23 protein-coding genes and 1 tRNA gene are annotated in these 25,721 nt (G+C 69.0%); 7 read left to right on the top strand and 17 right to left on the bottom strand.

Translation table 11 applies throughout. The features are described from left to right. Positions 1–6: 6 nt before the first annotated feature. From secD to G432_RS07150, 3 genes are all read right to left on the bottom strand, one after another. The gene (gene secD / locus G432_RS07160; protein WP_015458157.1) at positions 7–1,605 is read right to left on the bottom strand and encodes a protein translocase subunit SecD; all 1,599 of its coding nucleotides are present in this window, start codon (positions 1,603–1,605) and stop codon (positions 7–9) included. 8 nt (positions 1,606–1,613) lie between these two features. Continuing rightward, positions 1,614–1,952, bottom strand: coding sequence for a preprotein translocase subunit YajC (yajC, locus tag G432_RS07155; protein ID WP_015458156.1), 339 nt, complete (start codon positions 1,950–1,952; stop codon positions 1,614–1,616). Between the two features lie 127 nt (positions 1,953–2,079). Continuing rightward, positions 2,080–2,562, bottom strand: coding sequence for a PaaI family thioesterase (locus G432_RS07150; protein WP_015458155.1), 483 nt, complete (start codon positions 2,560–2,562; stop codon positions 2,080–2,082). Positions 2,563–2,705: 143 nt separating this feature from the next. Here G432_RS07150 and G432_RS07145 point away from each other — a divergent pair. The 4 genes from G432_RS07145 to G432_RS07130 all read left to right on the top strand — a co-directional run bounded on the left by G432_RS07145 (position 2,706) and on the right by G432_RS07130 (position 9,749). Further along, positions 2,706–2,782 (top strand) — tRNA-Pro (locus G432_RS07145). A 142-nt stretch (positions 2,783–2,924) separates the two neighbouring features. Beyond that, entirely contained in the window at positions 2,925–5,003 is a 2,079-nt protein-coding gene (locus tag G432_RS07140) for an autotransporter assembly complex protein TamA (protein WP_015458154.1), read from the top strand. Further along, the gene (locus tag G432_RS07135; RefSeq protein WP_015458153.1) at positions 5,000–9,196 is read left to right on the top strand and encodes a translocation/assembly module TamB domain-containing protein; all 4,197 of its coding nucleotides are present in this window, start codon (positions 5,000–5,002) and stop codon (positions 9,194–9,196) included. The genes G432_RS07140 and G432_RS07135 overlap by 4 nt, the downstream gene beginning before the upstream one ends. Positions 9,197–9,269: 73 nt before the next feature. Continuing rightward, positions 9,270–9,749 carry a hypothetical protein gene (locus G432_RS07130; protein WP_015458152.1) on the top strand — a complete coding sequence of 160 codons (480 nt, stop codon included), beginning with the start codon at positions 9,270–9,272 and terminating at the stop codon, positions 9,747–9,749. On the opposite strand, the gene G432_RS07125 is transcribed toward G432_RS07130, so the two are convergent. From G432_RS07125 to crcB, 11 genes are all read right to left on the bottom strand, one after another. Next, positions 9,730–10,986 (bottom strand): multidrug effflux MFS transporter, encoded by a 1,257-nt coding sequence (locus tag G432_RS07125; RefSeq protein WP_041865228.1) that lies wholly within the window; start codon positions 10,984–10,986, stop codon positions 9,730–9,732. The genes G432_RS07130 and G432_RS07125 overlap by 20 nt on opposite strands. A 150-nt stretch (positions 10,987–11,136) precedes the next feature. After that, on the bottom strand, positions 11,137–12,519 hold the full coding sequence (locus G432_RS07120; protein ID WP_015458150.1) for an oligosaccharide flippase family protein: 1,383 nt from the start codon (positions 12,517–12,519) through the stop codon (positions 11,137–11,139). A gap of 45 nt (positions 12,520–12,564) precedes the next feature. Further along, entirely contained in the window at positions 12,565–13,749 is a 1,185-nt protein-coding gene (locus G432_RS07115) for a glycosyltransferase (protein WP_015458149.1), read from the bottom strand. Then, a complete protein-coding gene (gene grpE, locus G432_RS07110) occupies positions 13,749–14,327 on the bottom strand; it encodes a nucleotide exchange factor GrpE (RefSeq protein WP_015458148.1) in 579 nt (192 codons plus the stop codon). Before grpE ends, G432_RS07115 begins: the two co-directional genes overlap by 1 nt. Further along, positions 14,324–15,364, bottom strand: a complete 1,041-nt coding sequence (gene hrcA / locus G432_RS07105; protein ID WP_015458147.1) for a heat-inducible transcriptional repressor HrcA — start codon at positions 15,362–15,364, stop codon at positions 14,324–14,326. Before hrcA ends, grpE begins: the two co-directional genes overlap by 4 nt. Positions 15,365–15,757: 393 nt before the next feature. After that, on the bottom strand, positions 15,758–16,198 hold the full coding sequence (locus G432_RS07100) for a hypothetical protein (RefSeq protein ID WP_015458146.1): 441 nt from the start codon (positions 16,196–16,198) through the stop codon (positions 15,758–15,760). A gap of 105 nt (positions 16,199–16,303) precedes the next feature. Beyond that, positions 16,304–16,996: an ATP12 family chaperone protein gene (locus G432_RS07095; protein ID WP_041865227.1), complete on the bottom strand. Its 693-nt coding sequence runs from the start codon at positions 16,994–16,996 to the stop codon at positions 16,304–16,306. Continuing rightward, positions 16,993–17,223, bottom strand: a complete 231-nt coding sequence (locus G432_RS07090) for a hypothetical protein (RefSeq protein WP_015458144.1) — start codon at positions 17,221–17,223, stop codon at positions 16,993–16,995. The genes G432_RS07095 and G432_RS07090 overlap by 4 nt, the downstream gene beginning before the upstream one ends. Beyond that, entirely contained in the window at positions 17,220–17,879 is a 660-nt protein-coding gene (locus tag G432_RS07085; protein WP_015458143.1) for an HAD-IA family hydrolase, read from the bottom strand. Before G432_RS07085 ends, G432_RS07090 begins: the two co-directional genes overlap by 4 nt. Then, on the bottom strand, positions 17,876–18,985 hold the full coding sequence (locus G432_RS07080) for an RluA family pseudouridine synthase (RefSeq protein ID WP_015458142.1): 1,110 nt from the start codon (positions 18,983–18,985) through the stop codon (positions 17,876–17,878). Before G432_RS07080 ends, G432_RS07085 begins: the two co-directional genes overlap by 4 nt. Continuing rightward, positions 18,982–19,362 (bottom strand): fluoride efflux transporter CrcB, encoded by a 381-nt coding sequence (crcB, locus tag G432_RS07075; RefSeq protein ID WP_015458141.1) that lies wholly within the window; start codon positions 19,360–19,362, stop codon positions 18,982–18,984. The genes G432_RS07080 and crcB overlap by 4 nt, the downstream gene beginning before the upstream one ends. A 183-nt stretch (positions 19,363–19,545) precedes the next feature. Between crcB and G432_RS07070 the strand changes: the two genes are divergently transcribed. Beyond that, entirely contained in the window at positions 19,546–20,469 is a 924-nt protein-coding gene (locus tag G432_RS07070) for a LysR family transcriptional regulator (protein ID WP_015458140.1), read from the top strand. 21 nt (positions 20,470–20,490) lie between these two features. Here the strand turns inward: G432_RS07070 and pyrF are convergent, their stop codons facing one another. From pyrF to G432_RS07055, 3 genes are all read right to left on the bottom strand, one after another. After that, positions 20,491–21,165, bottom strand: a complete 675-nt coding sequence (gene pyrF / locus G432_RS07065) for an orotidine-5'-phosphate decarboxylase (protein ID WP_015458139.1) — start codon at positions 21,163–21,165, stop codon at positions 20,491–20,493. Beyond that, positions 21,162–21,509, bottom strand: a complete 348-nt coding sequence (locus G432_RS07060; RefSeq protein WP_015458138.1) for a lipopolysaccharide assembly protein LapA domain-containing protein — start codon at positions 21,507–21,509, stop codon at positions 21,162–21,164. Before G432_RS07060 ends, pyrF begins: the two co-directional genes overlap by 4 nt. 66 nt (positions 21,510–21,575) lie before the next feature. After that, positions 21,576–23,879, bottom strand: coding sequence for a patatin-like protein (locus G432_RS07055; protein WP_015458137.1), 2,304 nt, complete (start codon positions 23,877–23,879; stop codon positions 21,576–21,578). 111 nt (positions 23,880–23,990) lie between these two features. Here G432_RS07055 and tgt point away from each other — a divergent pair, with 111 nt between their 5' ends. Both tgt and G432_RS07045 read left to right on the top strand, forming a co-directional pair. Then, on the top strand, positions 23,991–25,121 hold the full coding sequence (tgt, locus tag G432_RS07050; protein ID WP_015458136.1) for a tRNA guanosine(34) transglycosylase Tgt: 1,131 nt from the start codon (positions 23,991–23,993) through the stop codon (positions 25,119–25,121). Next, on the top strand, positions 25,118–25,645 hold the full coding sequence (locus G432_RS07045; protein ID WP_015458135.1) for a GNAT family N-acetyltransferase: 528 nt from the start codon (positions 25,118–25,120) through the stop codon (positions 25,643–25,645). The genes tgt and G432_RS07045 overlap by 4 nt, the downstream gene beginning before the upstream one ends. Positions 25,646–25,721 lie beyond the last annotated feature (76 nt).

Raw genomic sequence — 25,721 nt, 5'->3', positions numbered from 1 at the left:
CCCGGATCAGATGGTGATGTGCTGCGGGCGCTTGGCGCGCAGCCAGCGGGCCACCAGCAGGCGGGTGAAGGTGACGGCGGTGAACACCGAGGTCGCGATGCCGATGATCAGCACCACGGCAAAGCCCTTCACCGGGCCGGTGCCCAGCGAGAACATGATGACGGCGGCGATCGTGTTGGTGATGTTGGCGTCGAAGATGGCGCGGCTCGCCTCCTTATAGCCCAGCTCCACCGATTGCACGGCGTTGCGGCCCCGGCGCTGTTCCTCGCGGATGCGCTCGTTGATCAGCACGTTGGCGTCCACCGCCGCGCCGATCGTCAGCACGAAGCCGGCGATGCCCGGCAGGGTCAGCGTCGCGCCCACCAGCGCCATCACGCCGATGATGATCAGGATGTTTATGATCAGCGCGATGTTGGCATAGACGCCGAAGCGGCCATAGGTCACCAGCATGAACACGATCACGGCGACGGTCGCGATCACGGCGGAAAGCGTGCCGGCGCGGATCGAATCGGCGCCCAGATCGGGGCCGACGGTGCGTTCCTCCACCACCTTCAACGCCACCGGCAGCTTGCCGGATTTCAGCGCGATCGCCAGCTCGTTGGCGCCCTGCACGGTGAAATTGCCGGAAATCTGGGCCTGGCCGCCCTGGATCGGCTCGTTGATGTTGGGGGCGGAGATCACCTTGCCGTCGAGGATCATGGCAAAGGGCTTGCCGACATTCTCGGTCGTCACGCGGGCGAACTTGCGGCCGCCGGAAGCGTTGAAGCGGATGTTGGTGACGGGCCGGCCATTCTGGTCGTAGCCCTGCGAGGCGTCGATCAGCTCGTCGCCGTTCAGCATCACGCGGCGATAGACGGCGATCGCCGGCACGCCGCCGGGATTGTCGGGATAGGGCAGGATCTGGCTGCCCGCCGGCGCGCGGTTGGCGGCGATGTCGGCGGTGGTCACGGTCAGGTCCACCAGCTTGAACTCGAGCTTGGCGGTCTTGCCCAGCAGCGATTTCAGCGCCTCCGGGTCCTGCAGGCCGGGCACCTGCACCACGATGCGGTTGCTGCCCTGGCGGATGATGGTCGGCTCGCGCGTGCCCATCTCGTCGATGCGGCGGCGGACCACGTCGGTCGCCACGTCCATCGCGCTGTTCACGGCATTGTCGAGGCCCGACTTGGTCGGCGTCAGCACGATGCGCGACGAATCGACCACCGCCACGTCCCAGTCGCGCTGTCCGGTCATGCCGGCGGGCTGGGTCAGGGTGCGGATGCGCTCGACGGCGGTATCCAGCTTGGTCGTGTCGCGCACGAAGAAGCTCAGCTTGCCGCCGGCGGTGGAAATGTCGCCGATGTCGATCTTGGTGTCGCCGCGCCGCATCTCGGTGCGGACATTCTCTTCCATCAGCTGCACGCGCTGCTTGGCGACGTCGGCGGTGTCCGCCTCCAGCAGGATGTGGCTGCCGCCGGCAAGGTCGAGGCCGAGGTTGATCCGAGGCAGGCCGGAAAGCCCGGCCTGCGCCAATGTCGTCTCGGGAATCAGGCTGGGTATGGCCAGCAATATGCCGATGGCGATCGAGCCGAGGATCGACCAGACCTTCCAGCGCGGGAAATCCAGCATGGTCGGGCTCAGTCGTTGGCGGGCTTGGCGCCGCCGAGCGGCTGGACGTCGGTCAGGGTCGCCTTGACGACCTTGATCTTGACCTGGGAGGCGATCTCCACCTCCACCTCATGCTCGTCCACCTTGGTGACCTTGCCGATGATGCCGCCGCCGGTGACGACGGTGTCGCCCTTCTTGACGGAATCGATCTTGGCGCGGTGCTCCTTCAGCTTCTTCTGCTGGGGGCGGATGATGAGGAACCAGAAAATGGCGCCGAGCAGGACGAACTGGCCGACAAGCATGGCGACGCTGCCGCCCGAGGAGGATGCGGCGCCGGCGGCCTGGGCATATGCGGGGGTCACGAACATCTGGGATTGGCTTCCTGGAAAGCGCGGCCGTCAACAAGGCCCGGGAAAAGCGGGCGCCTATCACGGGAAGGGCGGCCCGCGCAACGGTGGCCGTGTTGCAGGATGTTTCCGGGGCCCGGGCCGGCGATCAGCTGCCCGGCGGGAACACGATCAGGGTGGAGGTGCCGTGGGCGACGATCCGGCCCCGCGAATCGGTGATCCTGGCCTCGGTGGCGATGATCCTGCGGCCGGCCGTCAGCACGCGCCCCTCCGCGCGCACCTTGCCCGTGTCGGGCGCGATCGGCCGGGCGAAATTGGCCTTGGTCTCGACGCTGGTATAGCCATATCCCGGCGCCAGCGTGGCATGGCCCGCGCAGCCGGCGGCGCTGTCGATCAGCGTTAGCGCCCAGCCGCCGTGCACCACGCCCAGCGGGTTGAGCAGATCGGGGAAGGGCGTGCCTTCGAATATGGCCAGGCCGTCGCCCACCTCGACCAGCTCGAATCCCATCAGCCGCGCGATGGGCGGGGCGGGCAGGCGGCCGGCGATCATCGCCTCCAGCGCCTCGCGCCCGCTCATTCCGGCGATCTGCTCGGGCGTCGCGACGCCATAGACCCGTTCGTTCGCGCTCATGATAAGTTTCCTTTCGCAACCTAATATCTACGCGCCCGCGGGCTCTGCTGCAATATCGGGCGGACATGCGGCTTGCATGTCCGGGCGGACCCCGATAAAGCGCGCCGCCTGAGGCCCGGCAATGGGCTTCGGACAAGCAAGGTCGGGGCGTAGCGCAGCCTGGTAGCGCATCAGACTGGGGGTCTGGGGGTCGCAGGTTCGAATCCTGTCGCCCCGACCATTGCTTTCCGGGATCACCGCCCCCAGCGGACCGGCCGCCTCTTCCACCGATCATGTCCCGAAATCGCCGAACGGCCCCGAAATAGCGGGTCGCGATGCCAAGGGCTGTTCCGTGGGAAGGAAAACCGATCTAGTTAACCCCCATGCAGTGGGACGTTCGCCGGCGCACATCGCGGAATCTTGCGCTGGCCACGGCCCTGTTTGCCTGGCCGGTCCCCGCGCTTGCGCAGGTGGCCGGGACGCTGGACGCCGTGGATGCCGCGCCGCCGGTCGCGCCGCAGGGGCCGGACCTGCCGGCGCCCGGCCCGCTTTCGCCGATGGACGACCTGCCCGACATCGGCATCGCCTGGCCCGATCTCGATGCGCCGGACGAGGCGCCCGCCGCCACGGCGGAATCGCCACCGCCCGCGCCGCCCGGAACCGCGCCCGCCCAGATCGCCCAGCCCGCCCCGCCGGCCGAAACCCCGCCCGCGGCGTCCGTGGATGCCGATGCCCAGCGCCGCTATCGCATCGTCATCGACGGGCTCGACGGGCTTGCCGTCGCGAAGGACAGGCTGCGCGGCCAGTTCGACGCGCTCTCCGCCCTCGTCGCGGGCGAGCGCAAGGACGCCAACGTCGCCCAGATCGATCGCCGCGCCCGCAGCGACGAATCGATGCTGCGCGAATTGCTGCGCGCCCACGGCTATTATGACGCCCGCGTCCGCACCCGCGTGGAAGGGCAGGGGGGCGGTGTCGTCACCGTCACCCTCATCGCCGATGCGGGCGAGGTCTATCATTTCTCGGCGGTGGAGCTGGCCGGCCTCGAAGCCGCCGGGGACAAGGCGGAAAGCCTGCGCAACGCCTTCCCCGTCAAGCAGGACGACGTGGTCGATGCCGCCGCCGTCAACGCCGCGGTCGCGGGCCTCAAGGTGGCGCTGGGGCGCGAAGGCTTCCCCTTCGGCAAGATCGAGGAACCGGATATCGTGATCGATCACGATACCCATACCGCCACCCTGAAGCTTGCGGTCGTCCCCGAACATGCCCGCCGCTTCGGCCATATCGAGATACAGGGCCGCCAGCTCTTCTCGGTCAAGCATCTCGGCCGCATCGCCCGTTTCTCCCCCGGCGATCCCTATGACAGCGCCAAGGTGGACGATTTCCGCCGCGCGCTCATCCAGACGGGCCTCGTCTCCTCGGTCACGATCACGCCGCGCGCGGGTGCCACGTCCGACACCGTGGACATGGTGGTGGCGCTGGAACGCGCGCCCCGCCGCACCATCGCGGGCGAACTGGGCTACGGCACGGGCGAAGGTCTCCGCGCGGAGGTGAGCTGGCAGCACCGCAACCTCATCAAGCCCGAAGGCGCCGTCACCTTCCGGGGCGTGGCTGGCACGCAGGAACAATTGATCGGCGCCCAGCTCCGCCGCAACAATTTCAAGGATCGCGATCGGGTGCTGACCGCGCAGGTGCTGGCCAGCCACACCAATCGCGATGCCTATGACGCCCGCACCCTCACCCTCGGCGCGGGGCTGGAACGGCAGACCAACATCATCTGGCAGAAGGACTGGACCTGGTCGCTGGGGGCGGAACTGCTCGCCTCGGACGAAAAGGACGTGGTCGGCGCCACCAACATCCCCCGCCGCCGCACCTTCTTCATCGCCGCCGCGCCCACCAGCCTCAGCTATGACGGATCGGACGATCTGCTCAATCCGATGCGCGGCTTCCGCCTCGCCGGCCGCGTCTCGCCCGAAGTCTCCTTCCAGGGCAGCCCCTTCGCCTATGTGAAGACCCAGTTCGACGCGACCGGCTATGTGCCCCTGAGCGATCGCGCCACCATCGCCGGCCGCGTCCGCGTGGGATCGATCCTCGGCGCCAGCCGTGATCGCATCGCCCCGTCCAGGCGCTTCTATGCCGGCGGCGGCGGATCGGTGCGCGGCTACGGCTATCAGCGCATCGGCCCGCGCGATCTCAATAACGATCCGATCGGCGGCCGCAGCCTTGCCGAATTCTCGCTGGAGGCGCGCGTCCGCTTCGGCAATTTCGGGGTCGTTCCGTTCCTCGACGGCGGCAATCTCTACACCGATGCGCTCCCCGATTTCTCCGGGCTGCGCTACGGCACCGGGCTCGGCGTGCGTTATTATTCCAGCTTCGGGCCGATCCGCGTCGATGTCGGCACTCCGCTCGATCGCCGCCCCGGCGATGCGCGGGTGGCGGTCTATGTCTCGCTGGGGCAGGCGTTTTGAGCGTGGACGATCCCGCGACGGCCCCGCCGCCGGAGGAGGAGGCTCCCCCGCCGCGCCGCCGCAGGCTGTGGGCGCCGCTGCGCTGGCTGCTCTGGTCGCTGCTCGGGCTGGTGGCGCTGGCGGGCGCGGCGCTGCTCGCGATCGATACGGGGCCCGGCCACCGTTTCCTGGCGGATCGGATCGCGGCGCTCTCGCCCTCCTCGGGGCTCAAGATCCGCATCGGCCGGATCGACGGATCGATCTGGGGGCGCACCCGCCTGCGCGATCTCCGCCTCTATGATCCGCGCGGCCTGTTCCTCGAGGTGCCGGAACTCGACCTCGACTGGAAACCCCGCGCCTGGATCGCCAACACGCTGCACGTCGATCGGCTGGCCACCGATCTCGCCATCCTCCACCGCCTGCCGAAGCTCAATCCGTCGAAGAAGGCGGGGCCGATCCTGCCCGGCTTCGATATCCATCTCGGCAATCTCGATATCCGCGCCCTCCGGCTGGAACCGGGCGTCGCCGGCGATCCGCGGGTGGCGCGGATCAAGGGGCGGGCGGACATAAGGGGCGGCCGCGCGCTCGTCGATCTCGCCGCCGCCACCAATGCCGGGGACGATCTCCGCCTGCTTCTGGATGCCGAGCCCGATCGCGACCGCTTCGATCTCTCGGCCCGGCTCGATGCGCCCAAGGGCAGCGTCGTCGGCAAGCTGGCGGGCACCGAGCACCCGATCGCGCTCGCCGTCGCGGGGGACGGCACGTGGAAGGTGTGGAATGGCGGCGCCCAGCTCGATATCGGCCCGCATCGCGTCGTCGATCTCAAGCTCGGCGTGCGGGAGGGCAGCTATTCGCTCTCCGGCGGCCTGGCGCCCGCGCCGCTGCTCAAGGGCAAGCTCCAGCGGCTCACCGCGCCGCGCATCCTCGTCACCGGCGAGGCGAAGCTTGCCGATCGCAAGCTCGATTCCACGCTGTCGCTACGCTCGCCGGCGCTCACCGTCGACATGACGGGCGTGCTCGACCTGGCGAAAAGCGCCTTCCAGGGCACCCAGCTCAACCTGCGCCTGCTGAAGCCGCCGGCGCTCTTCCCCAACATGACGGGCACCAATGTCCGCCTGCGCGTGCTGCTCGACGGCCCGTTCAAGGCGGCGACCTTCGATTATCTCCTCACCGCCGATCGCGCGGCCTTCGACGATACCGGTTTCGAAGGCGTCCGCGCCCAGGGCCGGGGGCAATTGGCGGGCGTGCCGGTGAAGCTGCCGGTGCGGCTTGCCGCGCGGCGCGTGACCGGGGTGGGCGATGTCGCGGGCGGCATCCTCGCCAACCTGCTGGTGGACGGCAAGCTCGACGTCACGGCGAAGGACGTGCGCGGCCAGGGGCTGGCGCTCTCGTCGGACAAGCTCAAGGGCAAGCTCTCGCTCTATCTCGATCTCGTCACCGGGCGTTACGATGTCGGCGTCTCGGGCGGGCTCACCCGCTATCTCATCCCCGGCATCGGCCTGGTCGACGTGACCAGCGACCTCAAGGTCGTGCCCGGCGCCGGCGGGCGCGGCACGATGGTGCAGGGCACCGGCCGCGCCTGGGTGCGGCGGTTCGACAACGCCTTCTTCGCCGGGCTGGCCGGCGGCCTTCCCGATATCGAAACCGGGCTGGTGCGCGGGCCGGACGGGATATTGCTGTTCCGCAACCTCCGCCTGCGCGGGCCGGCGATCACCATCACCGGCGATGGCATGCGCCGGCGCGACGGCACCTTCCAGTTCGAAGGCAGCGGCCGGCAGGGCCAATATGGCCCGTTCACCCTGAAGCTGGACGGCGATATCAGCCGGCCGAAGGTGGATCTGGCGCTCGCCCGGCCGATGGACGCGCTGGGGCTGGATGCGGTGCGCGTCCTGCTCGATCCCAATCCGCAGGGCTTTGCCTATACCGCCGATGGCGGCTCCATTTTGGGGCCGTTCACCAGCAACGGGCAGATATTGCTGCCGCAGGGCAGCCCGGCGACGATCGGCGTCGCCGCGCTCGACGTCGCCGGCACCCGCGCCAGCGGCGCGCTGCGTTCGGAAACGGGCGGCTTCCTCGGGCGGCTGGGCCTTGCCGGCGGCGGCATCGATGGCGAGCTGCTGTTCCGCCCCGTGCTGGGCGTGCAGGAAATCGAATCGCATCTGGCGCTGCGCGATGCGCGCTTCCCCGGCCCGCCGGAAATCGGCGTGCGGCGCGGCCGGGTCGACGGCTCGATCCGCCTCGATCCCGCCGGCCTTTCCATAAACGGCCGGCTTGCGGCCTTCGGCGTGCGCCGGGGCGGCTTCACCCTTGGCCGGCTGCGCGCGGAGACGGAGCTGGCGGCCGGGCGCGGCAAGGTTTCCGCCACGCTGGCCGGCACGCGCGGCCGCGCCTTCGTCTTCAACGTCGATGCCGATGTCGCGCCTGATCGGGTGGCGCTGAACGGCAGCGGCCGGCTGGATGGCCGGCCGCTCCGGCTGGTCACGCCCGCCGTCCTGACGGCGGAGGAAGAAGGCGGCTGGCGGCTGGCCTCCACCCGGCTGGAATATAATGGCGGCGGCGCCACGCTTGCCGGCCGCTATTCGCCCACCGCCGTGGAGGTCGATGCCGGGCTGGAACGGATGCCGCTCACCGCGCTCGACATCCTCGTGCCCCGGCTGGCGCTCGGCGGGCAGGCGACGGGCCGGCTCGAATATCGCTGGGCGCAAGGCGCGCTTCCCACCGGCCGGGCCGATTTCAAGGTGCGCGGGCTTACCCGTTCGGGGCTGGTGCTCTCCTCCACGCCCGTGGACATGGGGCTGGCCGCGGCGCTCACCGGCGATCGGGCGGTGGCGCGCGCGGTGGTCGCCACCGGCGGCAAGACGATCGGCCGCGCCCAGGCGCGCATAGCCCCGCTCACCGGCGAGGGCGATATCGTCAGCCGGCTGATGAATGCGCCGCTCTTCGCCCAGCTCCGCTATGTCGGCCCGGCCGATACGCTCTGGCGGCTCACCGGCATCGGCACGATCGACATTTCCGGCCCGCTCTCGGTCAGCGCCGATGCCACCGGCCGGCTCGCCGATCCGCAGATACGCGGGTCGCTGCGCACCGATGCCGGGCGGGTAGAAAGCGCGGTCAGCGGCACCGTCATCTCCAATGTGAAGGCGCAGGGGCGGTTCAACGGCTCGCGGCTGGTGATCGACAGCCTCACCGGCACCACGTCCGACGATGGCAGCATCAGCGGGCGCGGCAGCTTCGATTTCGCCTCGGCCAGCGGCTTCGCCATGGATCTGGCCGCCGATGCGAACCACGCCGTGCTCATCAACCGCGACGATATCGGCGCCACCGTTACCGGGCCGATCCGCATCACCGCCGCCAGGGGCGGGGGCATGATCGCGGGCGACGTCACGCTGGATCGCAGCCGCTTCCGCCTCGGCCGTGCCGCCGCCGCCGAGGTGCCGGTGCTGAAGGTCACCGAGGTCAACCGCCCGGTGGACGAGGATGAGGATAATTCCCCGCCCATGCCCTGGCGGCTCGATCTGAAGGCGAAGGCGCGCAATCGCCTGGCCGTCACCGGCCTCGGCCTCGATTCCGAATGGCGCGCGGATCTGGAGATTCGCGGCACGATCGACAATCCGGCGATCAAGGGCCGGGCCGATCTGGTGCGCGGCGGCTATGAATTTTCCGGCCGCCGCTTCGATCTGGAACGCGGATCGATCCGCTTCCTCGGCGAAACCCCGATCGATCCGGTGCTGGATATCGTGGCGCAGGCCGATATCAGCGATCTCAACGCCACGATCCGCGTCTCGGGCACCGGGCTCCGGCCGGAAATCAACTTCACCAGCATTCCGGCCCTGCCGGAGGACGAGCTGCTGTCGCGGCTGCTGTTTGGCACCTCGATCACCAATCTCTCGGCGCCGGAGGCCCTCCAGCTCGCCGCCGCCGTCGCCTCGCTGCAAAGCGGCGGCACCGGGCTCAACCCGATCAACGCGGTGCGCCAGGCCACCGGCCTCGATCGCCTGCGCATCCTGCCGGCCGATACCACCACCGGCCAGGGCACATCGATCGCCGCCGGCAAATATATCACCCGCAAGACCTATGTGGAGCTGATCACCGACGGCGCCGGCTATTCGGCCACGCGCGTGGAATTCCAGATCACCCGCTGGCTCTCGCTTCTCTCCAGCATCTCCACCATCGGCCGCACCAGCGCCAACGTGCGGGTGTCGAAGGATTATTGAGGCGGGATCGCTGGCCAGCGCCGCCGATCAGGTCTAGCCTCCCCTCCATAATCGCAAAATTGGGAGGAAGCCTTTGTCACCCACGATGCGTGCAATCCTCGGCGGCGGCCTGATCGCCGCCATTCTCGATCTCGGCTGGGCCTTCATGCTGGCCGCGCGCGACGGCATCGGCCCCGCGCGCGTGCTGCGGGTGGTGGCGAGCGGCCCGTTCGGCGATGCGATGCGCGAAGGCGGCGCCGGCGCCTCGGCGGTGGGCGCCTGCGTCCACGTCCTGCTCGCGCTGGTCATGGCCGCGGTGTTCGTGCTCGTCGCCCGCCAGGCCCCCGCGCTCGTCCGCCGGCCGATCCTGTGGGGGCTGGCCTATGGCTTCGGCCTCTATGTGGTGATGTATTGGATCGTCCTGCCGCTGCGCTGGCCGGAACGCTTCCCCAACCGCGATCCCTATGACGTCGCCGCCGCGCTCTTCACCCACATGGTGCTGGTCGGCGTGCCGATCGCGCTGGCGGCGGCGCGCGCCTTCAGGGCCGGTGCCTTCAGGGGACGGCTTCGTTGACGACGGGGTGGGGGCGGAACAGCCGCCCCTGTTCCGTCACCAGCACGATCACCAGCGCGACGAGGCCGAGCACCAGATAGCCCAGCGTCACCGGCACGGTCGTCCCGTCGTAAAGCTGGCCGATGACGATGCCCAGCGCGGCGCCGCCGAGCGTGGAGGTGAAGCCCTGGATCGAGGATGCCGTGCCGGCGATATGCCCCACCGGCTCCATCGCCATCGATCCGAAATTCGATCCGGCAAGGCCGAAGCACGCCATCGTCGCCGCCTGCAGCAGGGCGAAGCTCAGCATCGTCTCATGCCCGCTCAGCGCGATGGCGGAATGCGCGCCCGCCGATGCGATGAAGCCGATCAGCGCCCAGTGCGACACGAAGCGCGTGCCCAGCCGCTCGACGATGCGGGAGTTGAGGTAGGAGGTGAAGCCCATCGATGCCGCCATGCTGGCGAAGATCACCGGGAACAGTTTAGGCTCGTGGAAGATGTCGGTGAAGATCTGCTGCACCGAATTGATGAAGCCCATCAGGCTGCCGAACAGCATGGTGGACGCCAGCGTATAGCCCCGCGAATAACGGTTGCCGATCACCACCCGCGCCGCGCTGGCGATCTTGCCGGCGGATATCGGCCGGCGGTCCTCGGGATGCAGCGTTTCGGGCAGGCGCAAGCCGGCCCACAGCACCAGCAGCGCGCCGAAGAAGGCGAGGAACAGGAATATCCCCCGCCACGGCGCGAACAGCAGGATGAACTGGCCGATGCTGGGCGCCAGGATCGGCACGGCCAGGAAGACGATGAAGGATAGCGACATCACCCGCGCCATCTGCCGGCCGGAAAAGCGATCGCGCACGATCGATACGGCCAGCACGCGCGATGCGGCGGCGAACACGCCCTGCGCCACCCGCGCGGCGATGATCGACGGGAAATCCCAGGCGAAGGCGGCCAGCACGCTCATCGCCGTGAACAGGCTCATGCTGGCGATCAGCACCGGCTTGCGGCCGAAGCGGTCGGCCAGCGGGCCGTAGACGAGCTGCATCGATCCGAAGCCGAAGACATAGGCGGCGATGATCCATTGCCGCTGGTTCTCGTTGTGGATGCCCAGCGCGTCGCCGATCGCGGGCAGCGCCGGCAGCATGGAATCGATGCCCAGCGCGTTGATCGCCATCAGCGCGGCCACCAGCGCCACGAACTCGCGGAACCCCAGGTTGAAGGCGGGCGCGCCGCCGCTGTCGCCGGTGGGTTGGGACATCATCAGGCCTCGATTGTCTAGACGCGCGCGGGATGGCGGGCAGGGCACGGAGGGGTCATCACCGGGGCCGCCATCGTCTAGAGAAGGATAAGGGCTGGCCTGTCAAGCCGTTGGCGGCGCGGCGCCCGCGCAGCGGAAACGGGCTTCCGCCTAGAATATCGCCAGTTTCTGCCCTTCGACCAGCGCCAGCCCGATCTGGCTCAGTGCCAGCGCCACGAGGCCGGCCGCCAGCGCGACGGCGAAGGCCGTCGCCCGCTCCCGCCAGTGGAAGCTCCCGACCAGCCCATGCACCCTGGCGGAAAGATAGACGTGCACCGGCACCTCCACGCAGCCTAGCGCCGCGATCATGGCGAGCTGCCCGCCCCAGTGATAGGCGGCCGGCAGGCTGATGACGATCCAGGCCGCGCGGATCAGGTTGGCATACATCTGCGCCGCATCGACCTTGTGGGCGAGGAGGAACTGCTCCATCCGCGCATTGGTGAGCCGGAGGAAGATCGAAGGCGCCAGCAGATAGATATAGGTCGCGGCGAACCAGTAGCGGCTGTCGTAGAGGATGTGGACGATCGCCTCGCCGCCGCCCACCAGCGCGCCGACGCCGGCGACGTAGAGCCAGCGGAACGGCCGGCCGAACTTCAGGAAGAAGCCGGTGTCGGGGCGGTCCTGCGCTTCCCGGTGGTTGACATAGGCGATGTAGAGGAAGCGCCGGGCATAATTGTCCGAAAGCAGCGTCGGCACCGAGGTGAGGTTGGATGCGATCGTATAGATGCCGAACTGCGGCAGCGTCATGAAGCGGGACAGCAGGATCTTGTCGATCTGGCGCACGAACACGCTGGCCACGCTGGATATGAAGAAGGGCCGCCCGCCCACGATCAGCTCGCGGAAAACCTCGCGGTCGAAGCTCGGCCGCCGTGCCGCGCCCGGCAGCAGGAAGCTCGCCACCGTCTTCACGCAGGCGCCGGACACATAGCCCCAGACCAGCGCCCAATAGCTCGGGATCATCAGCGCCAGCAGGATGGTGAACAGCGTCTGCACCAGCGCGCCGGCCATCTCGAACAGGGTGAGCTGGGCCAGCCGCCCCTCGCGCGGGGCGGTCACGTTGAACAGCGATTGCGATCCGTCGATCAGCAGCACCAGCGCCGCCACGGCCAGCGGGGCGGCCACCTCGGACTTGGCGGAAACGCTGGCGATCGGCCCCGCCAGCACGATCATCGCTATGGTGATCACCAGCCCGCGCAACGCCCGGAACGTCCAGATCGCGTCGAGGAAGGCGGGCTCGAAGAAGCGCTTGTGCCGGGTGACGACGGCATAGACGCCGATGTCGGAGATCATCGTCAGCACGATCATCCACGACATGATGATGCCCATCACGCCGAAATCATGCGTGTCGAGCAGCCGCGTCAGGATCATCGAGCTGACGAGGCGCAGCCCGTTCTGGAAGCCCAGCGAAATCAGGATCAGCGACGACGGCCGCGTCGCCAGCCGGTGGGCGCGGCCGATCAGGCCCCGGGAATCGTTCGGGCTGGATGCGTTCAAGGCCGTGTCCGTCGGGTCAAGGGATCGGGGCCGCCGGTTGCCGCATCATCCCTGCACCACCTGGCGCAGATAGGCGCCCAGCCCGCCGCCGAACAGATAATCCCGCGCCCGGCCATAGGCGCGCGCGGCGATCGCCTGGCGCCGGTCCTCGTCCGCCAGCACGGCCCGCGTCCGTTCCTCGAAATCGGAAAGGTCCCAGGCGACGGGCACATAGGTCTCGTCCCGGTCGAACAGGTCGGGCGCGGTCACGAAGCCGTCCATGCCCTGCTTGATGACGACGCTGCCCATCGCCATCGCCTCATAATCGCGCCAGCATAATTCGCCATAGCCGAAGGGGCTGAACGTGCATTTCGACTGGCGAAGCTCGGCCATGAACGCCTTCAGCTTCAGCCCCTGGCCGCGGGCGATGGCGATGCCTTCCAGCGCGCCCGCGCGCTCGTCGGCATCGCTGCGCATCGCGGCATACCAGGGGGCGCCGCGTTTGGCGATGCGGGCGTTGAGGTCGATGGCGCGCGGCTGGCCGCCGATCTCGGCGAAGGGCCGGGCGAACAGCGGCATGATCCGCCGGTCGGTGATGAAGGCCGGCCCCACGATCAGCTTGGCCCAGAAACGGTCGGGCACGGCCATGGTCGCTTCGGGCAGCGGGCAATCGTGGCGGCGCGCGAAATAATCGGTCAGCACCGTGTCGCCCAGCACCGGCCGGGCATAAGCCGCGCGATCGGCCAGGCTGCTCTTCTTCACATAGGCATCGATCGCGTCGACCACACCTTCCACGCCCAGGAAGCCGCTGTGCGGCGTGCCGTCCAGCAGCACCAGCCGCGCGTCGGGATAACGATCGCGCAGCGCCGGGGCCACGATCGGCGCCGTATCGCCCAGCCGCACCAGATCGGGCTGGAAGATCACGGTATCGGCATCCGGCAGCGCCTTCAGCCCGCTGGCCGCGTGGGCCGCGAAATGGGCGGGCAGCTCGGCCGCCTTCAGCTCGATGTCCAGATCCCCGGCGCCGGCGATGCGCCGCCAGTCGAGAAAGGGGTGGACCTGGCTGAGCGCGATGGCGTTGGGATCGTACAGCACCAGCACGCGCCGGCGCGTGCCGCGATATCCGCTGCCCAGGTCATGCGCTTCCAGCCGGGAAATGGCCCGGCGGGCGCGGAGATATCTGGGGCCGTGCAGCCGGTCGGCCGCGGCGCGCAGCAACGGGCGCGCCGCGCGCCGCAGCCCCGAACGCATCAGGCTTCGAGGTCCACCGAAGGCGTGGGCGAGGGGGCGCCGGCCGGGGCCTTGGCGACGCCCACCATCGCCGGGCGCAGCAGCCGATCCTTGATCATGTAGCCCGATTGCATTTCATGAACGACGGTGCCGGGCGCGGCATCCGGGCTTTCCACCTCCATGATCGCCTGGTGGCGATTGGGGTCCAGCGGCTCGCCGACCGCCGCGATCCTGGTCACGCCGTTGCGCTGGAACACGGTCTCCAGCTCGCGCGCGGTCATCTCGATGCCCGTCACCAGCGGCTTGATCCGCTCGTCGGCCGCGATCTCGGCGGGGATGGCCGCCAGCGCGCGGCCCAGATTGTCGGCGACGGAAAGCATGTCGCGGGCGAAGCCGGTCGCCGCATAGGCGATCGAATCGGCTTTCTCCTTCTCCAGCCGGCGGCGGACATTCTGGGTCTCGGCCTGGGCGTAGAGCAGGTCGTTGCGCAGCTTCTCCAGATCGGCCTCCAGGGCGGCGAGGGGGTTCTTGCCAACCTCCTCGGGGCTTTCGGCGGGGTTGGCGCCGGGGGTCTGTTCCGGGGTCGTCTCGTCACTCATGCCATCAGTCTCGTCAATGTCTGCGCGGTGAAATCCACCATGGGAACGACGCGCGCATAGTTCAACCGGGTCGGGCCGATCACGCCGACCACGCCGACCACGCGGCCGTCGCCGCCACGATAGGGGGCCGCTATCACGGATGAGCCGGAAAGGGAGAAAAGTTTGTTCTCCGATCCGATGAAGATCTTCATGCCCTGGCCGGCGCGCGCGCTGTCCAGCAGGCGGGCGATCTCCTGCTTGCTCTCCAGCTCGTCCAGCAGCTGGCGCACCCGTTCCAGATCGGCGGCGGCATCCGGATCGATCAGATTGGCCTGGCCGCGCACGATCAGCACTGGCCGCGCCTCCCCATCCTCGGACCATGTCGCCAGCCCGCGCGCGATCAGGTCGGCGGCGGCACTGTCCAGCATCGCCCGGCCCTGGCCGATCTCGGCCCGCAGCCGCTCCTCGGCCTCGCGCAGGGTCAGCCCGGTCAATCGCGCGCTCACATAGCTGCTGGCCTCCACCAGCAGGTGGGGCGGCGTGCCGGGCGGCAGATCGACCACCCTGTTCTCCACCGATCCGTCCGCCCCCACCAGCACGGCCAGCGCCTGATCGTGGGAAAGGGGGACGAAGCCGAACTGGCGCAATACCGGCTCGTGACGGGGCACCAGCACGATGCCCGCGCAGGATGAAAGGCCGGAAAGCACCGCGCTCGCCTGCGTCAGCGCATCCTCCACCGGGCCGCCGGTGATTCGCGCCTCGATCGCGGCGCGCTCCTCGGGCGACGGCTCGGCCGCCTGCATCATCCCGTCCACGAACAGGCGCAGGCCGCTTTCGGTCGGCATCCGGCCGGCGGATGTATGGGGCGCCGCCAGCAGGCCCAGCTCCTCCAGGTCCTGCATCACGTTGCGGATCGACGCCGGGGAAAGGTTGAGGCCCGCCAGTCGCGCGATCGTGCGGGAGCCTACCGGCGCGCCCGTGCCCAGATAGCTTTCCACCACCACGCGGAAGATGTCGCGCGCCCGGGCGGAAAGTTCGCTGATCGGCGGGGTCGTCATCGCCGGGGAATGTAAGGGGATGGCGGGCGGAGGGGAAGGGCTTTCCCCGCCGACCATTATGGTCGGACGGGGTCTGCAGGTGTCCCGGATCGATCTCCGGGCAAGCGCTCAGAAGGTAACGACGATACCCACGGCAAGCGCCTGCGTCGCGATCGCCAGCGCAAGGCTGGTCGCGGCTTCGAACATACGCATGGTCTTCTCCATATGCGCGGGCGGGATAGCCCGCGTGGCGCGGACGCCGGCGGCGCACCCGGCTTTGCAGCCGGGCGGCGGGCCGCCGTGTCTCGTTGTGCGCTGCACAATGAATAGTCGACCGAAACGATTTTCCGCAATTGAGAAATGCAACCGTACGATTGCGCTAACTGCAATCGTACGGTTGCTCTGCCGGACTGCTCAGGCGCGGGCCGGCTCTGCCGCGCTCGCGGCGCGCGGGCGATAGACGAATTCGAAGATAATGCCCGCCGCGATCAGCAGCACGATCGCTTCCACCACCTGCACCGCCAGCAGCGTCCAAGTCGTGCCGGCCACGCCCACGAAGAATTGCATGTTGGGCAGCACCACGAACAGCCCGCCCCACAGGCCCCACCACACCGCCTTGCCGATGCCGCGTTCGGGATAGAGCCGCACGAACAGCCACAGGAACATGGTGATCTGCACCAGATAGGTCAGGAACAGGAACGGCATCAGCGGCGCCATCTCGCCCGCCGCGCGCTGCGGGTAGCCGACATACAGATCGGGCACGAACGTGGCGTGGAAGGCGATGTCCGCCACGAAGATCAGCACGGATATGATGGCGCACGTCACCAGGAAGCGCGCGTTCAGCACATGTTTCATTCAGGTCCCCTCTCATTTCCGCTCGCTGGCGGAAATTAACGATACAACCTGAATCGTATATCGATCAATCGCCCCGATGCGGGCCGGCGTCGCCGGGCCGGACGCTTAGCCCGCCAGCGCCACGAACCGCGCCGCCGCGATGAAGTCCCGCCGCCGCGCCGCCCTGGCATCGGCCGCCAGCGCATCCTCGCCCCATTGCTCGGCCTGCCACAGCTCGTCGAGATGGGTCGCCGCGAACGCCGCGTCTGCATCGACGGCGCCTTCCGCCACCGCCAGCGCCGTCACCAGCGATCCGCCGATCGTCGTCAGCGGGGACAATCCCGCCAGCGCGAACGCATCCCGCGCCGCCGCCGCTTCGGCCAGCCGCGTCACCGTCGCCGCCGGCTGGGCCTTGTGGATGATGCCGGTCGCGATCGTGAAATGGATGTCGTATCGCCGCTGCGCCCAGTCGATCAGCGGGTCCCACGCCGCCGCCTGCCGGGCCGCCAGCTCCGCCGGCTCGTCGGCGCGGTAGCAGAGCAGATCGGTCTCGCCATAGACGGCGATGTCCGCGGCGAAGCGCGCCGGGTCCGGCGCCACCCGGTCGATCGCCGCATTGGCGAGGCCGGTCAGCGGCATGGATCGCGGATCGATCGTCTCGCCCTGCGCCGCCCATTCCGCCGCGATCGCCTCGGCCAGCTCCGCGCCCGGCAGCAGTAGGGGGTTGCGCGCCGGCGTCTTCACCGGCCGCCCGTCCAGCCGGATCGCGAAGCCGCCGGGCTCCGCCGCCGCCGCGACTTCCTTGTAGAACCGCTTCACGGCTTCGGCGTCCGCCACTTCCGTGCCAATATCTGCGGCACGATCAGCGACTGGAGGAAGCCGATCGCGAACAGCGGCACGCCCGCCGCCGGCAGCCCGCCCGCGCGCAGGATATCGCCGACCCAGATCCACATCCCCAGCACCATCAGCAGGGCGCCGCTCGCGCGCATGGCGGAGATGATGGTGTAGCGGGTGCGCGCCAGCCGCTCCGCATCGTCCCGGTTCATTTGAGTTCCTTCAATATGGCGGAAAGGTCGGCCGGGTGTCGGGCGACATGGTCGGCGCCCTCGGCGTGCAGCTCGTCCGCGTCATGATAGCCCCAGGCCACGCCGATCGCCGTCGCGCCCGCGGCCTTGGCCATGGCGATGTCGAACCGGGTATCGCCGATCATCACGGTGGTTTCCGGCACGGCGCCGGCATCGGCCATCGCCTGGATCAGCATGGAGGGGTGCGGCTTGCTCGGATGGCGGTCGGCGGTCTGGAGCGTCACGAAGCGATCGGCGATGCCATGATGGGCCAGGCAGAGGTTGAGCCCGCGATCGGACTTGCCGGTGGCGACGCCGAGCAGCCAGCCATCGCCATCGGCCGAAGCGATCGCATCGGCGATGCCGTCGAACAGCGGCTCCGCCACCAGCCCGCGCCCGCGCAGCGCGTGGAAGCAGCCCTTATAATCCTGCGCCATGGCGTAATGCAGCTCGGGATCGCCTGCGGGATGGAGCGCGCGCACCGCCTCCACCAGGCTGAGGCCCACGATCCGCCGCACCGCATCCCGCCCCGGCAGGGGAAGGCCGGCGCGGGCGAAGGTCTCCTCCATCGCATCGCAGATATTGGCCTGGCTATCGACCAGCGTGCCATCGCAATCGAAAACGGCGAGGCGGTTCACTTGCGCCCCCGGCCGCGCCTTTCGCCCTTGCGTTCCTTGCGGCGGGCCTTGGCGGCGGCGCTGATCGCGCGGCGCTTGCCCTCGGCCGTCTCGCTGAACTTCGGTTCGTCGAGCGGCAGCGCATCGCCATCGGCAAGGTCGAAGCCCAGCGTCTCCAGGCTTTCGGCGAAATGCGACGGCAGCTCTGCCCGCACGTCGATCTGGCCGCTGTCGGGATGATCCACCCGCAGCCGGCGGGCGTGGAGGTGCATCTTGCGGCTGATGCCGCCGGTCAGGAAGGCTTCCTGTCCGCCATATTTGCCGTCGCCCACGATCGGGTGGCCGATCGCCGCCATATGCACGCGCAGCTGGTGCGTGCGGCCGGTATAGGGTTGCAGCTCGACCCAGGCGGCGCGGTTGCCGGCGCGCTCGATCACGCGATAGCGGGTGCGCGCGGGGCTGCCCTCCTTCTCGTCGACATGCATCTTCTCGCCGCCGGTGCCGGGCTGCTTGGCGATCGGCAGCTCGATCATGCCGTCGTCGATCGAAGGCACGCCGGCGATCAGCGCCCAATAGACCTTGCGCGCGGTGCGGCTGCTGAAGGCCTTGGCGAAATGGCCGGCGGCATTGGCGGATCGCGCGACCAGCAGCACGCCGGACGTATCCTTGTCCAGCCGGTGGACCAGCTTGGGCCGGCCTTCCGCCTCGAACTGCACGGCGTCCAGCAGTCCGTCGACATGGCGGTCCGTCTTGGTGCCGCCCTGGGTGGCGAGGCCGGGCGGCTTGTTGAGGACGATGGCCGCCTTGTCGCGATGGATCACCAGCGACTGGGCGAATTCCGTATCCTCGGGCGAAAGCGGCGGACGGGCCTTCTTGGCCTTGGGCGCGGGCGCCGCCGGGGCGCTGTCCGCCGGGGGCACGCGGATGATCTGTCCGGCCTCGATCCGGTCGCCCGGCGCTATCCGCTTGCCGTCGACCCGCAACTGGCCGGTGCGCGCCCAGCGCGACACGACGTTGAAGCTCGCATCCGGCAAGTGGCGCTTGAACCAGCGGTCCAGGCGGATGCCGTGATCGTCATCGCTGACGGTGAACTGGCGGACATTGTCCGCCGCGGGATCGCCGCTCATGACAGCGCCTTTCCAAGCAGGAGGCCGAGGACGAGGAGCATCACCGATCCGACGACCGAAGTGACGGCATAGACCGCCGCCAGCCCGTGCTGGCCGTTCTGGAGCATGCCGAACGTATCGAGGCTGAAGGCGGAGAAGGTGGTGAAGCCGCCCAGCACGCCGGTGGCGAGCAGCAGCCGGATCGGCGCGGTCATTTCGGGATCGCTGCCGGCTAGCGCGCCGACCAGCGTTCCCATCAGGAAACCGCCCGAAAGGTTGATGATCCAGGTGCCCCAGGGGAAATCGGGACCCCAGAGGTAAAGGGCGATGCGGGAAATCTGATAGCGCAGGCCGGCGCCCAAGGCACCGCCCACCATCACGAGAAGAAGCGGAGGCATGGCGGACGCTCTACCCTGTGGAAGATCGGGTGAACAGCCCAGAAGCGCGGTCCGGCTGCGCACTTAAAACTGGCGGCCGGGGCAATGAAGCCCGAATCCCGTTGCATGCGGTGCAAGGATCGCGCAGCTTGATGCCGGGCAGGAGCCGCAAAGGCCCGCCTATCCACAAAGGGGTCGCAAACTATGTGGGACAATGCTCTGCACTATTTCTACGAGGCGGCGAGCCTCGGTTCCATGCGCCTGGCCAGCGACAAGATCGGTGTCGCCGTATCGTCCATCAGCCGGCAGATCGCGCAGCTTGAAAGCGAAATGGGCATTTCGCTGATCGAACGGGGGCGCCGCTCGATCCGGCTGACCGATGCCGGGCGGCTGACCTACGAATATTATCGCAGCCAGCTTGCCGATCGCGAGGCGTTGCTGAGCCAGATCCACGCGCTGCGCGAGGTGCGGACCGGCCGCATCAACCTGGCCGTGGGCGAGGGGTTTTTCGGCCCCGCCTTCAACGCCGTGATCGATGGCTTCCAGCGCCGCAACCCCGGCGTGACCATCACGATCGCGACGGGCGCGGATGCCGATCTCGTCCGCATGGTGCTGGAGGACGAGGCGCATATCGGCCTGATCCTCAACGGCACCAACGAGCCCAAGATCCGCGTCCGCGCCACGATCAGCCAGCCCCTGATGCTGCTCTGCGCGCCGCGCCATCCGGCGGCGCGGCTGGAAGCGCCGACGATCGGGGATCTCGCCGGTTTCGACCTCTGCCTGCCGCCGAAGGGATTTCCCACGCGCGCCCTGCTGGACGATGCCGAGCGCCGCGCCCAGGCCTATCTGGAGCCGCGGCTGGTGACGGCATCGCTGCACATGATGCGGGAAACCGCCAAGGCCGGCCGGATGGTCACGGTGCTGCCCCGCATCTGCGCGCTTGCCGAAATCGGGGAGGGATCGCTGGTCGCCCGTCCGCTGTGCGACCCGGAATTGAAGGACAGCGCGGTCAGCCTGATCCACCGGCTCGGCCGCCAGCTCGATGGCGCGCCGATGCGGCTGCTGGGCCTGCTGGAAGCGAAGCTGAAGGCGCTGGGCGAACCCGAGCCGGTGGCCGCCGCCGCCTGATCGCGGCGCCGGCCGCCTGCCTCAAAGCGTCGCTTCGATCGCGCGGGCGGCCCGATCGGGATCGTCCGCCTGGGTGATCGGGCGGCCGATCACGAGCACGGATGCGCCGGCGTCCAGCGCGGCGCGCGGCGTCATCACCCTTTTCTGGTCGCCCGCGTCGCCATCGGCCGGGCGGACGCCGGGCACCACGAAGAAGCCTTCCGGCCAGATCGCGCGGGCGGCGGCCACCTCATTGCCCGAACAGACGATGCCGTCGATCCCGGCGTCGCGCGCCAGCGCGGCCAGCCGCTCGACCTGGGCATGCGGATCGGGTGGCAGGCCGATCGACTGCATGTCCGCCCCGTCCAGGCTGGTGAGCATCGTCACCGCCACCACCTTGGTGCCGGTGGGGGCGGCGGCCTTGGCATCCTCCATCATCGCCCGCCCGCCGGCCGCGTGCACCGTCAGGATCGCGGGATCGAGCGGGCGTAGCGCCTGCACCGCCTTGGCGACGGTGTTGGGGATGTCGTGCAGCTTCAGGTCCAGGAAGATCGGCAGGTCCAGCGCCGCCATCTCCTTCACCCCGGCCCGGCCGTTGGCGCAGAAGAATTCCAGCCCCAGCTTGATCCCGCCCACATGGTTGCGGATGCGGGTGGCGATGGCCATCGCCCGGTCGATATCGGGCGTGTCGAGGGCAACGTAGATCGGGCTCGTCATGATACCGCCGGCGGAACGGGGATGGTGGAGGGCGAAGGCGTCGCTTCGATGATGTTGGGGGCCTGGGGGGCCGGGGCCGCCGGGATCGGCGCGGGGCCGCGCGCCTCGGCCAGGGCGCGTTCCGCGCTTTCCAGGCGGCGGCGCAGCGTCCAGCGGGTGGTGCGGTGCAGGATCCATGGCGGGATCAGGCCGATGAAGAAGGCGCCGAATATCAGCATCGGCAGCTTCACGTCCGCTTGCAGGCCGCCCCACAGATTGATCGTCACCGTATTCCAGTTCCGCGTCGCGAAGATCACCGCGATCACCGCGATAACGACCCAGAACAAGGTTCGGAGGAATTGCATCGACCCTGTCTCCTTGATCGCACCTTTTAGGCAGAAAGGCGCGCCTTTGGCAAAGGGGCTGGTGGGTTAACCCACCTCCCTTTCGAGCTGGTCGAACAATGGCTGGATGGATTTGAGGCGCGGCCGTTCCTGCGCGAGGATCGCCCGGAAGGCGCGTTTCCGGAGGCCCGTTATCGTTCCGGGCGGCAGGGTGATGCCGGGCGGCAGGGCGGAAACGACGATGTCGATCAGCCGTTCGGCGCCGTGCAGCCGGCCCCACAGATAATCATTCTCGCGATAGTTGCGGCTGAAGAAGGCGCCGAAGCTGTTGAACTGTATGCCCTTCAGCGTCGCCTCCGCGCCGCCTTCGCGGATGGCGGAGCAATCGTCCGGGGAAATGCGGTCGACCAATATGGGATTGAACTCGTCCGTGCCCTCGACGTGGATCAGCGGCAGCGTCGCGATGTCGTAGAAGGGAAAGCCCAGATAGGTGAGCAGCACGATGCGGCGTTCCGCCTTGGGAAGCGCGGAAAGCGCGGTGGCCATGATGTCGTCGGCCCGCTCGTCCACCAGCCTGAGGTCGCGCGCCGCGGCGATGGCGGCCATGGCCGCGGCCGGCGCCTGCGTGGCCTTGGCGGCGGCGGCGATGGTCTCCGGTCCGAAGAAATCGTCCATCTGCCGGTCGAGATAGAGGGCGAGCGCGGCATAGGCCGCGTCGCGCGCCGCCTGAAGGGCGGGTATCTCCGTCGCGGATTGCTCCTCCACCTCGCTGATGCGGCGGATCACGCTGCGCAGGCGGCGGATGCGGAAGCCCAGATCATGATCGCGGAAGAACAGGATGGCGGCCGGGCTGGCCCCGTTCGAGGAAAGCGCCCCCGGCTCGGTGATGCCGATGCTCCGCACCTCCGCCCATATCGCCCGGCGGATATCGATGTGGCGCAGCCGGTCGCCGCCCGCCAGCGTGGCGATCTGGTCGATCATGTCCTCCACCACGCCCGAAAGCTTGAGGTGGCCGTAGGCGGCATAGGCATAGCCCGCGCGCCTGGCGGCGGCGTCCTGCGCCTTGGCGCGCCAGGCGGCGAGCCGGCCGGGCGTGGGGCTGTCGAGGAAGAAGGTGCGGCCGAACAGGCTGTCGATCGCCCCTTCCACCTCCGGCCGGATCGCCTCGACGATCCGGCGCATGCGGCGGATGCGGGCGGATCGCGCCGCGATCGCATCCAGATTGTCGCCGATCGGCTGTTCGCGCGGGATATCGGAAAGCGCGCCGAAGATGGTGGCGAAGAAGCCCGGCAGCTCGTTCTCGCCGCGGCCGATGCGGATCGAATGGGCGCCGGGCTTGGGATCGATATAGACCATGCGGCGATCGACCTCGCGCCGCGCCGGGCGATCCTTCAGCGCATCCGTTGCCGGGCCGAAGGGGGCGTTGGCCAGCACCGATCCGTCGATCAGCACCGCATCCCCGGTCGTCCCGATCGCGGCGTGGCGGGGCAGGGCGCGCGTGAGGAAGGCCTCGCGCCCCGGCCAGGTCCGGTCGCGCGCTTCCAGCACCCCGTCCAGCTCCGCCACGGTGAAGGGCGGGAAGGCGCCGGGGAAGCTCGCCGTCGCCCGCGCGGCGAAGACGAGGTCGGGCACGTCGCCCAGCCGCCGGGGGGAAAGGCCGTGATCGCTGAAGCTGATCTTCAGCCGATGCTCGGTCTCCACGATCTCGGGTGGGGAATTGAGCGCCAGCCGCTCGGGATGGCCGTGGAAATCGGTGACGGTGACGAACAGGTCGAGCGGCTGGCCCGGCGGCAGCAGCGGATCGCCGTCCCCCGTTTCCGCCATCGCATCCAGCGCATCGAGGATCAGGCCGGAGAATATTCCGCCGCCGAAGGGCGGTTCGAACCAGCGCGCGCGCACGAAGCGCGACAGCTTGGTCCGTATCTCCTCGCGCGCCTCGGCATCGACGGTGCGCTCGATCGTGCCGCCGCGCTTGCCCGCCGCCCACCAGGCGATCGGCGCCGCCCACATCTTGGTGGCGCGGGAGAGCGGCCGGGCGTCGGGATCGAGCAGCACGTCGACATCGGCCTTCTCCAGCCACAGCTCGGTCAGCGGCTCCAGCGACTGCCCCCGCGCGATCGCCTGCGCCAGGAACACTCCGTTGATGCCCCCCGCGCTCGCGCCCGCGACGATATCGATCAGCACGCGCAGCCGGACGCCGGTCTCCCGCTCGATCGTCTCCAGAAGCTCGCGATAGATGGATTCGCTGCCCGCCGCGCAATCCTCGCCGGCATGAAAGGCCCGGCTCGCCCGCGCCAGCCGCCATACCTCCAGCGTGATGCCGTGCATGTAGACGGCCAGGCTGATCCCGCCATAGCAGACCAGCGCCAGCCGTAACTCCTTCTCCCGCATGGGCCGGGGTGTGGCACGGGCGGGGTGGGGATGGAAAGGGGGCATGCGGCGCAGTGGCCGTGGCGGGAGCCATCTCGACTCTCGCGCCCGCACGCGGCATGGGGCGCAGCCATGACCGATCGTCCCCGTTTCCAGTTCAGCGTGGCCGCCACCGATGGCGCCGCGCGCACCGGCACGCTCGCCATGCGGCGTGGCGATATCCGCACGCCGGCCTTCATGCCGGTGGGCACCGCCGCCACCGTCAAGGGCATGAAGCCCGAAGGCGTGCGCGCGATCGGGGCGGATATCATCCTGGGCAACACCTACCACCTCATGCTGCGCCCCGGTGCGGAGCGGATGGCCCGGCTGGGCGGCCTGCATGATTTCATGCAGTGGGACCGGCCGATCCTGACCGACAGCGGTGGCTATCAGGTGATGAGCCTCAGCGATCTCGCGAAGATCACCGAGGAAGGGGTGGCGTTCAAATCGCACCTCGATGGTTCCCGCCACATGCTGACCCCGGAACGATCGATGGAGATCCAGCGGCTGCTGGGGTCTGACATCGTGATGGCGTTCGACGAATGCACGCCCTTTCCGGCGACGCGCGACCGCGCCGAATCCTCCATGGAACGATCGATGCGCTGGGCGAAGCGATCGCGCGACGCCTTCGATGCCGGCGGCGATCATGCGGCTTCCTCCGCCTTGTTCGGCATCCAGCAGGGATCGATGGAGGAGGATCTGCGCCGTCGTTCCAGCGAGGCGCTGACCGGCATCGGCTTCGACGGCTATGCGATCGGCGGGCTCGCGGTGGGCGAAGGGCAGGCGGAGATGTTCCGCGTGCTGGATTTCGCGGTGGACATGCTGCCGGCGGATCGGCCCCGCTACCTGATGGGCGTCGGCAAGCCCGACGATATCGTCGGCGCGGTGGAACGCGGCATCGACATGTTCGATTGCGTGCTGCCCACGCGATCCGGCCGCAACGGCCAGGCCTTCACCTGGGACGGGCCGATCAACATCCGCAACGCCAAATATGCCGAGGATCTGGCCCCGATCGACCCCGAATCGCCGATCGCGCCGTGGAGCCGCGCCTATCTCCACCATCTCGTCAAATCGGGCGAGATGCTGGGCGCGATGCTGATGACCGAGCATAATCTCTGGTTCTACCAGCGGCTGATGGCGGAGCTGCGCGCGGCGATCGCCGAGGGGCGGCTGACGGCGTTCGCCGATGGCTTCCGCGCGCGATACAAGGGGAACAAGGCATGATCCGCCGGGCCCGCGCCGGGGATGCGGCGGCGCTTTCCGATCTGGCGGTGGCGACCTTCTTCGAGACCTTCGTCGAAGGCTTCGGCATTCCCTATCCGCTGGCGGACCGCGATGCCTATGTCGCCGAGAAGCTGGCGCCCGCCATCTTCGCGGCGCGCATCGCCGATGCCGATCATGGCGTGTGGGTGGCGGAACAAGGCGGCGTGGCGATCGGCTTCGCGGTCGCGGGGCCGTGCGGCCTGCCCCATGCCGATGTGGCGGCCGGGGACATGGAGCTGAAGCAGCTCTACCTGCTCCGGTCCGCGCAGGGGCTGGGGCTGGGCGGCCGAATGCTCGAAACCGCGCTCGGCTGGATGGAGGCCAGGCAGCCGGCGGCGATCTGGATCGGCGTCTGGTCTGGCAACCTGAAGGCGCAGCGTCTCTATACGGCGCTGGGCTTCGAAAAGGCCGGCGAATATCAGTTCCCGGTCGGCAGCTGGCGCGACGACGAATTCATCCTGCGCCGGCCGGCTTCGCGGGGTTGAGGGGCTTTTCCCTTCATTTTCCGATGACTGGCCGGTCCGCTTGACAGTGGCCGGATCGGGGCCTGATATGGAACAT

It is taken from the genome of Sphingomonas sp. MM-1 (assembly GCF_000347675.2).
Lineage (GTDB): Bacteria > Pseudomonadota > Alphaproteobacteria > Sphingomonadales > Sphingomonadaceae > Sphingomonas_E > Sphingomonas_E fennica.
The sequence above is the reverse complement of the archived record's forward strand: the minus strand, read 5'-3'. Positions and strand labels throughout refer to the sequence as shown.

Excerpts from the sequence above, each read along its gene's own strand:
- secD (WP_015458157.1), bottom strand. The coding sequence starts at position 1,605 with ATGCTGGATTTCCCGCGCTGGAAGGTCTGGTCGATCCTCGGCTCGATC.
- yajC (WP_015458156.1), bottom strand. The coding sequence starts at position 1,952 with ATGTTCGTGACCCCCGCATATGCCCAGGCCGCCGGCGCCGCATCCTCC.
- G432_RS07150 (WP_015458155.1), bottom strand. The coding sequence starts at position 2,562 with ATGAGCGCGAACGAACGGGTCTATGGCGTCGCGACGCCCGAGCAGATC.
- G432_RS07140 (WP_015458154.1), top strand. The coding sequence starts at position 2,925 with ATGCAGTGGGACGTTCGCCGGCGCACATCGCGGAATCTTGCGCTGGCC.
- G432_RS07125 (WP_041865228.1), bottom strand. The coding sequence starts at position 10,986 with ATGTCCCAACCCACCGGCGACAGCGGCGGCGCGCCCGCCTTCAACCTG.
- G432_RS07115 (WP_015458149.1), bottom strand. The coding sequence starts at position 13,749 with ATGCGTTCGGGGCTGCGGCGCGCGGCGCGCCCGTTGCTGCGCGCCGCG.
- grpE (WP_015458148.1), bottom strand. The coding sequence starts at position 14,327 with ATGAGTGACGAGACGACCCCGGAACAGACCCCCGGCGCCAACCCCGCC.
- hrcA (WP_015458147.1), bottom strand. The coding sequence starts at position 15,364 with ATGACGACCCCGCCGATCAGCGAACTTTCCGCCCGGGCGCGCGACATC.
- G432_RS07100 (WP_015458146.1), bottom strand. The coding sequence starts at position 16,198 with ATGAAACATGTGCTGAACGCGCGCTTCCTGGTGACGTGCGCCATCATA.
- G432_RS07090 (WP_015458144.1), bottom strand. The coding sequence starts at position 17,223 with ATGAACCGGGACGATGCGGAGCGGCTGGCGCGCACCCGCTACACCATC.
- G432_RS07080 (WP_015458142.1), bottom strand. The coding sequence starts at position 18,985 with ATGAGCGGCGATCCCGCGGCGGACAATGTCCGCCAGTTCACCGTCAGC.
- crcB (WP_015458141.1), bottom strand. The coding sequence starts at position 19,362 with ATGCCTCCGCTTCTTCTCGTGATGGTGGGCGGTGCCTTGGGCGCCGGC.
- G432_RS07070 (WP_015458140.1), top strand. The coding sequence starts at position 19,546 with ATGTGGGACAATGCTCTGCACTATTTCTACGAGGCGGCGAGCCTCGGT.
- pyrF (WP_015458139.1), bottom strand. The coding sequence starts at position 21,165 with ATGACGAGCCCGATCTACGTTGCCCTCGACACGCCCGATATCGACCGG.
- G432_RS07060 (WP_015458138.1), bottom strand. The coding sequence starts at position 21,509 with ATGCAATTCCTCCGAACCTTGTTCTGGGTCGTTATCGCGGTGATCGCG.
- G432_RS07055 (WP_015458137.1), bottom strand. The coding sequence starts at position 23,879 with ATGCGGGAGAAGGAGTTACGGCTGGCGCTGGTCTGCTATGGCGGGATC.
- tgt (WP_015458136.1), top strand. The coding sequence starts at position 23,991 with ATGACCGATCGTCCCCGTTTCCAGTTCAGCGTGGCCGCCACCGATGGC.
- G432_RS07045 (WP_015458135.1), top strand. The coding sequence starts at position 25,118 with ATGATCCGCCGGGCCCGCGCCGGGGATGCGGCGGCGCTTTCCGATCTG.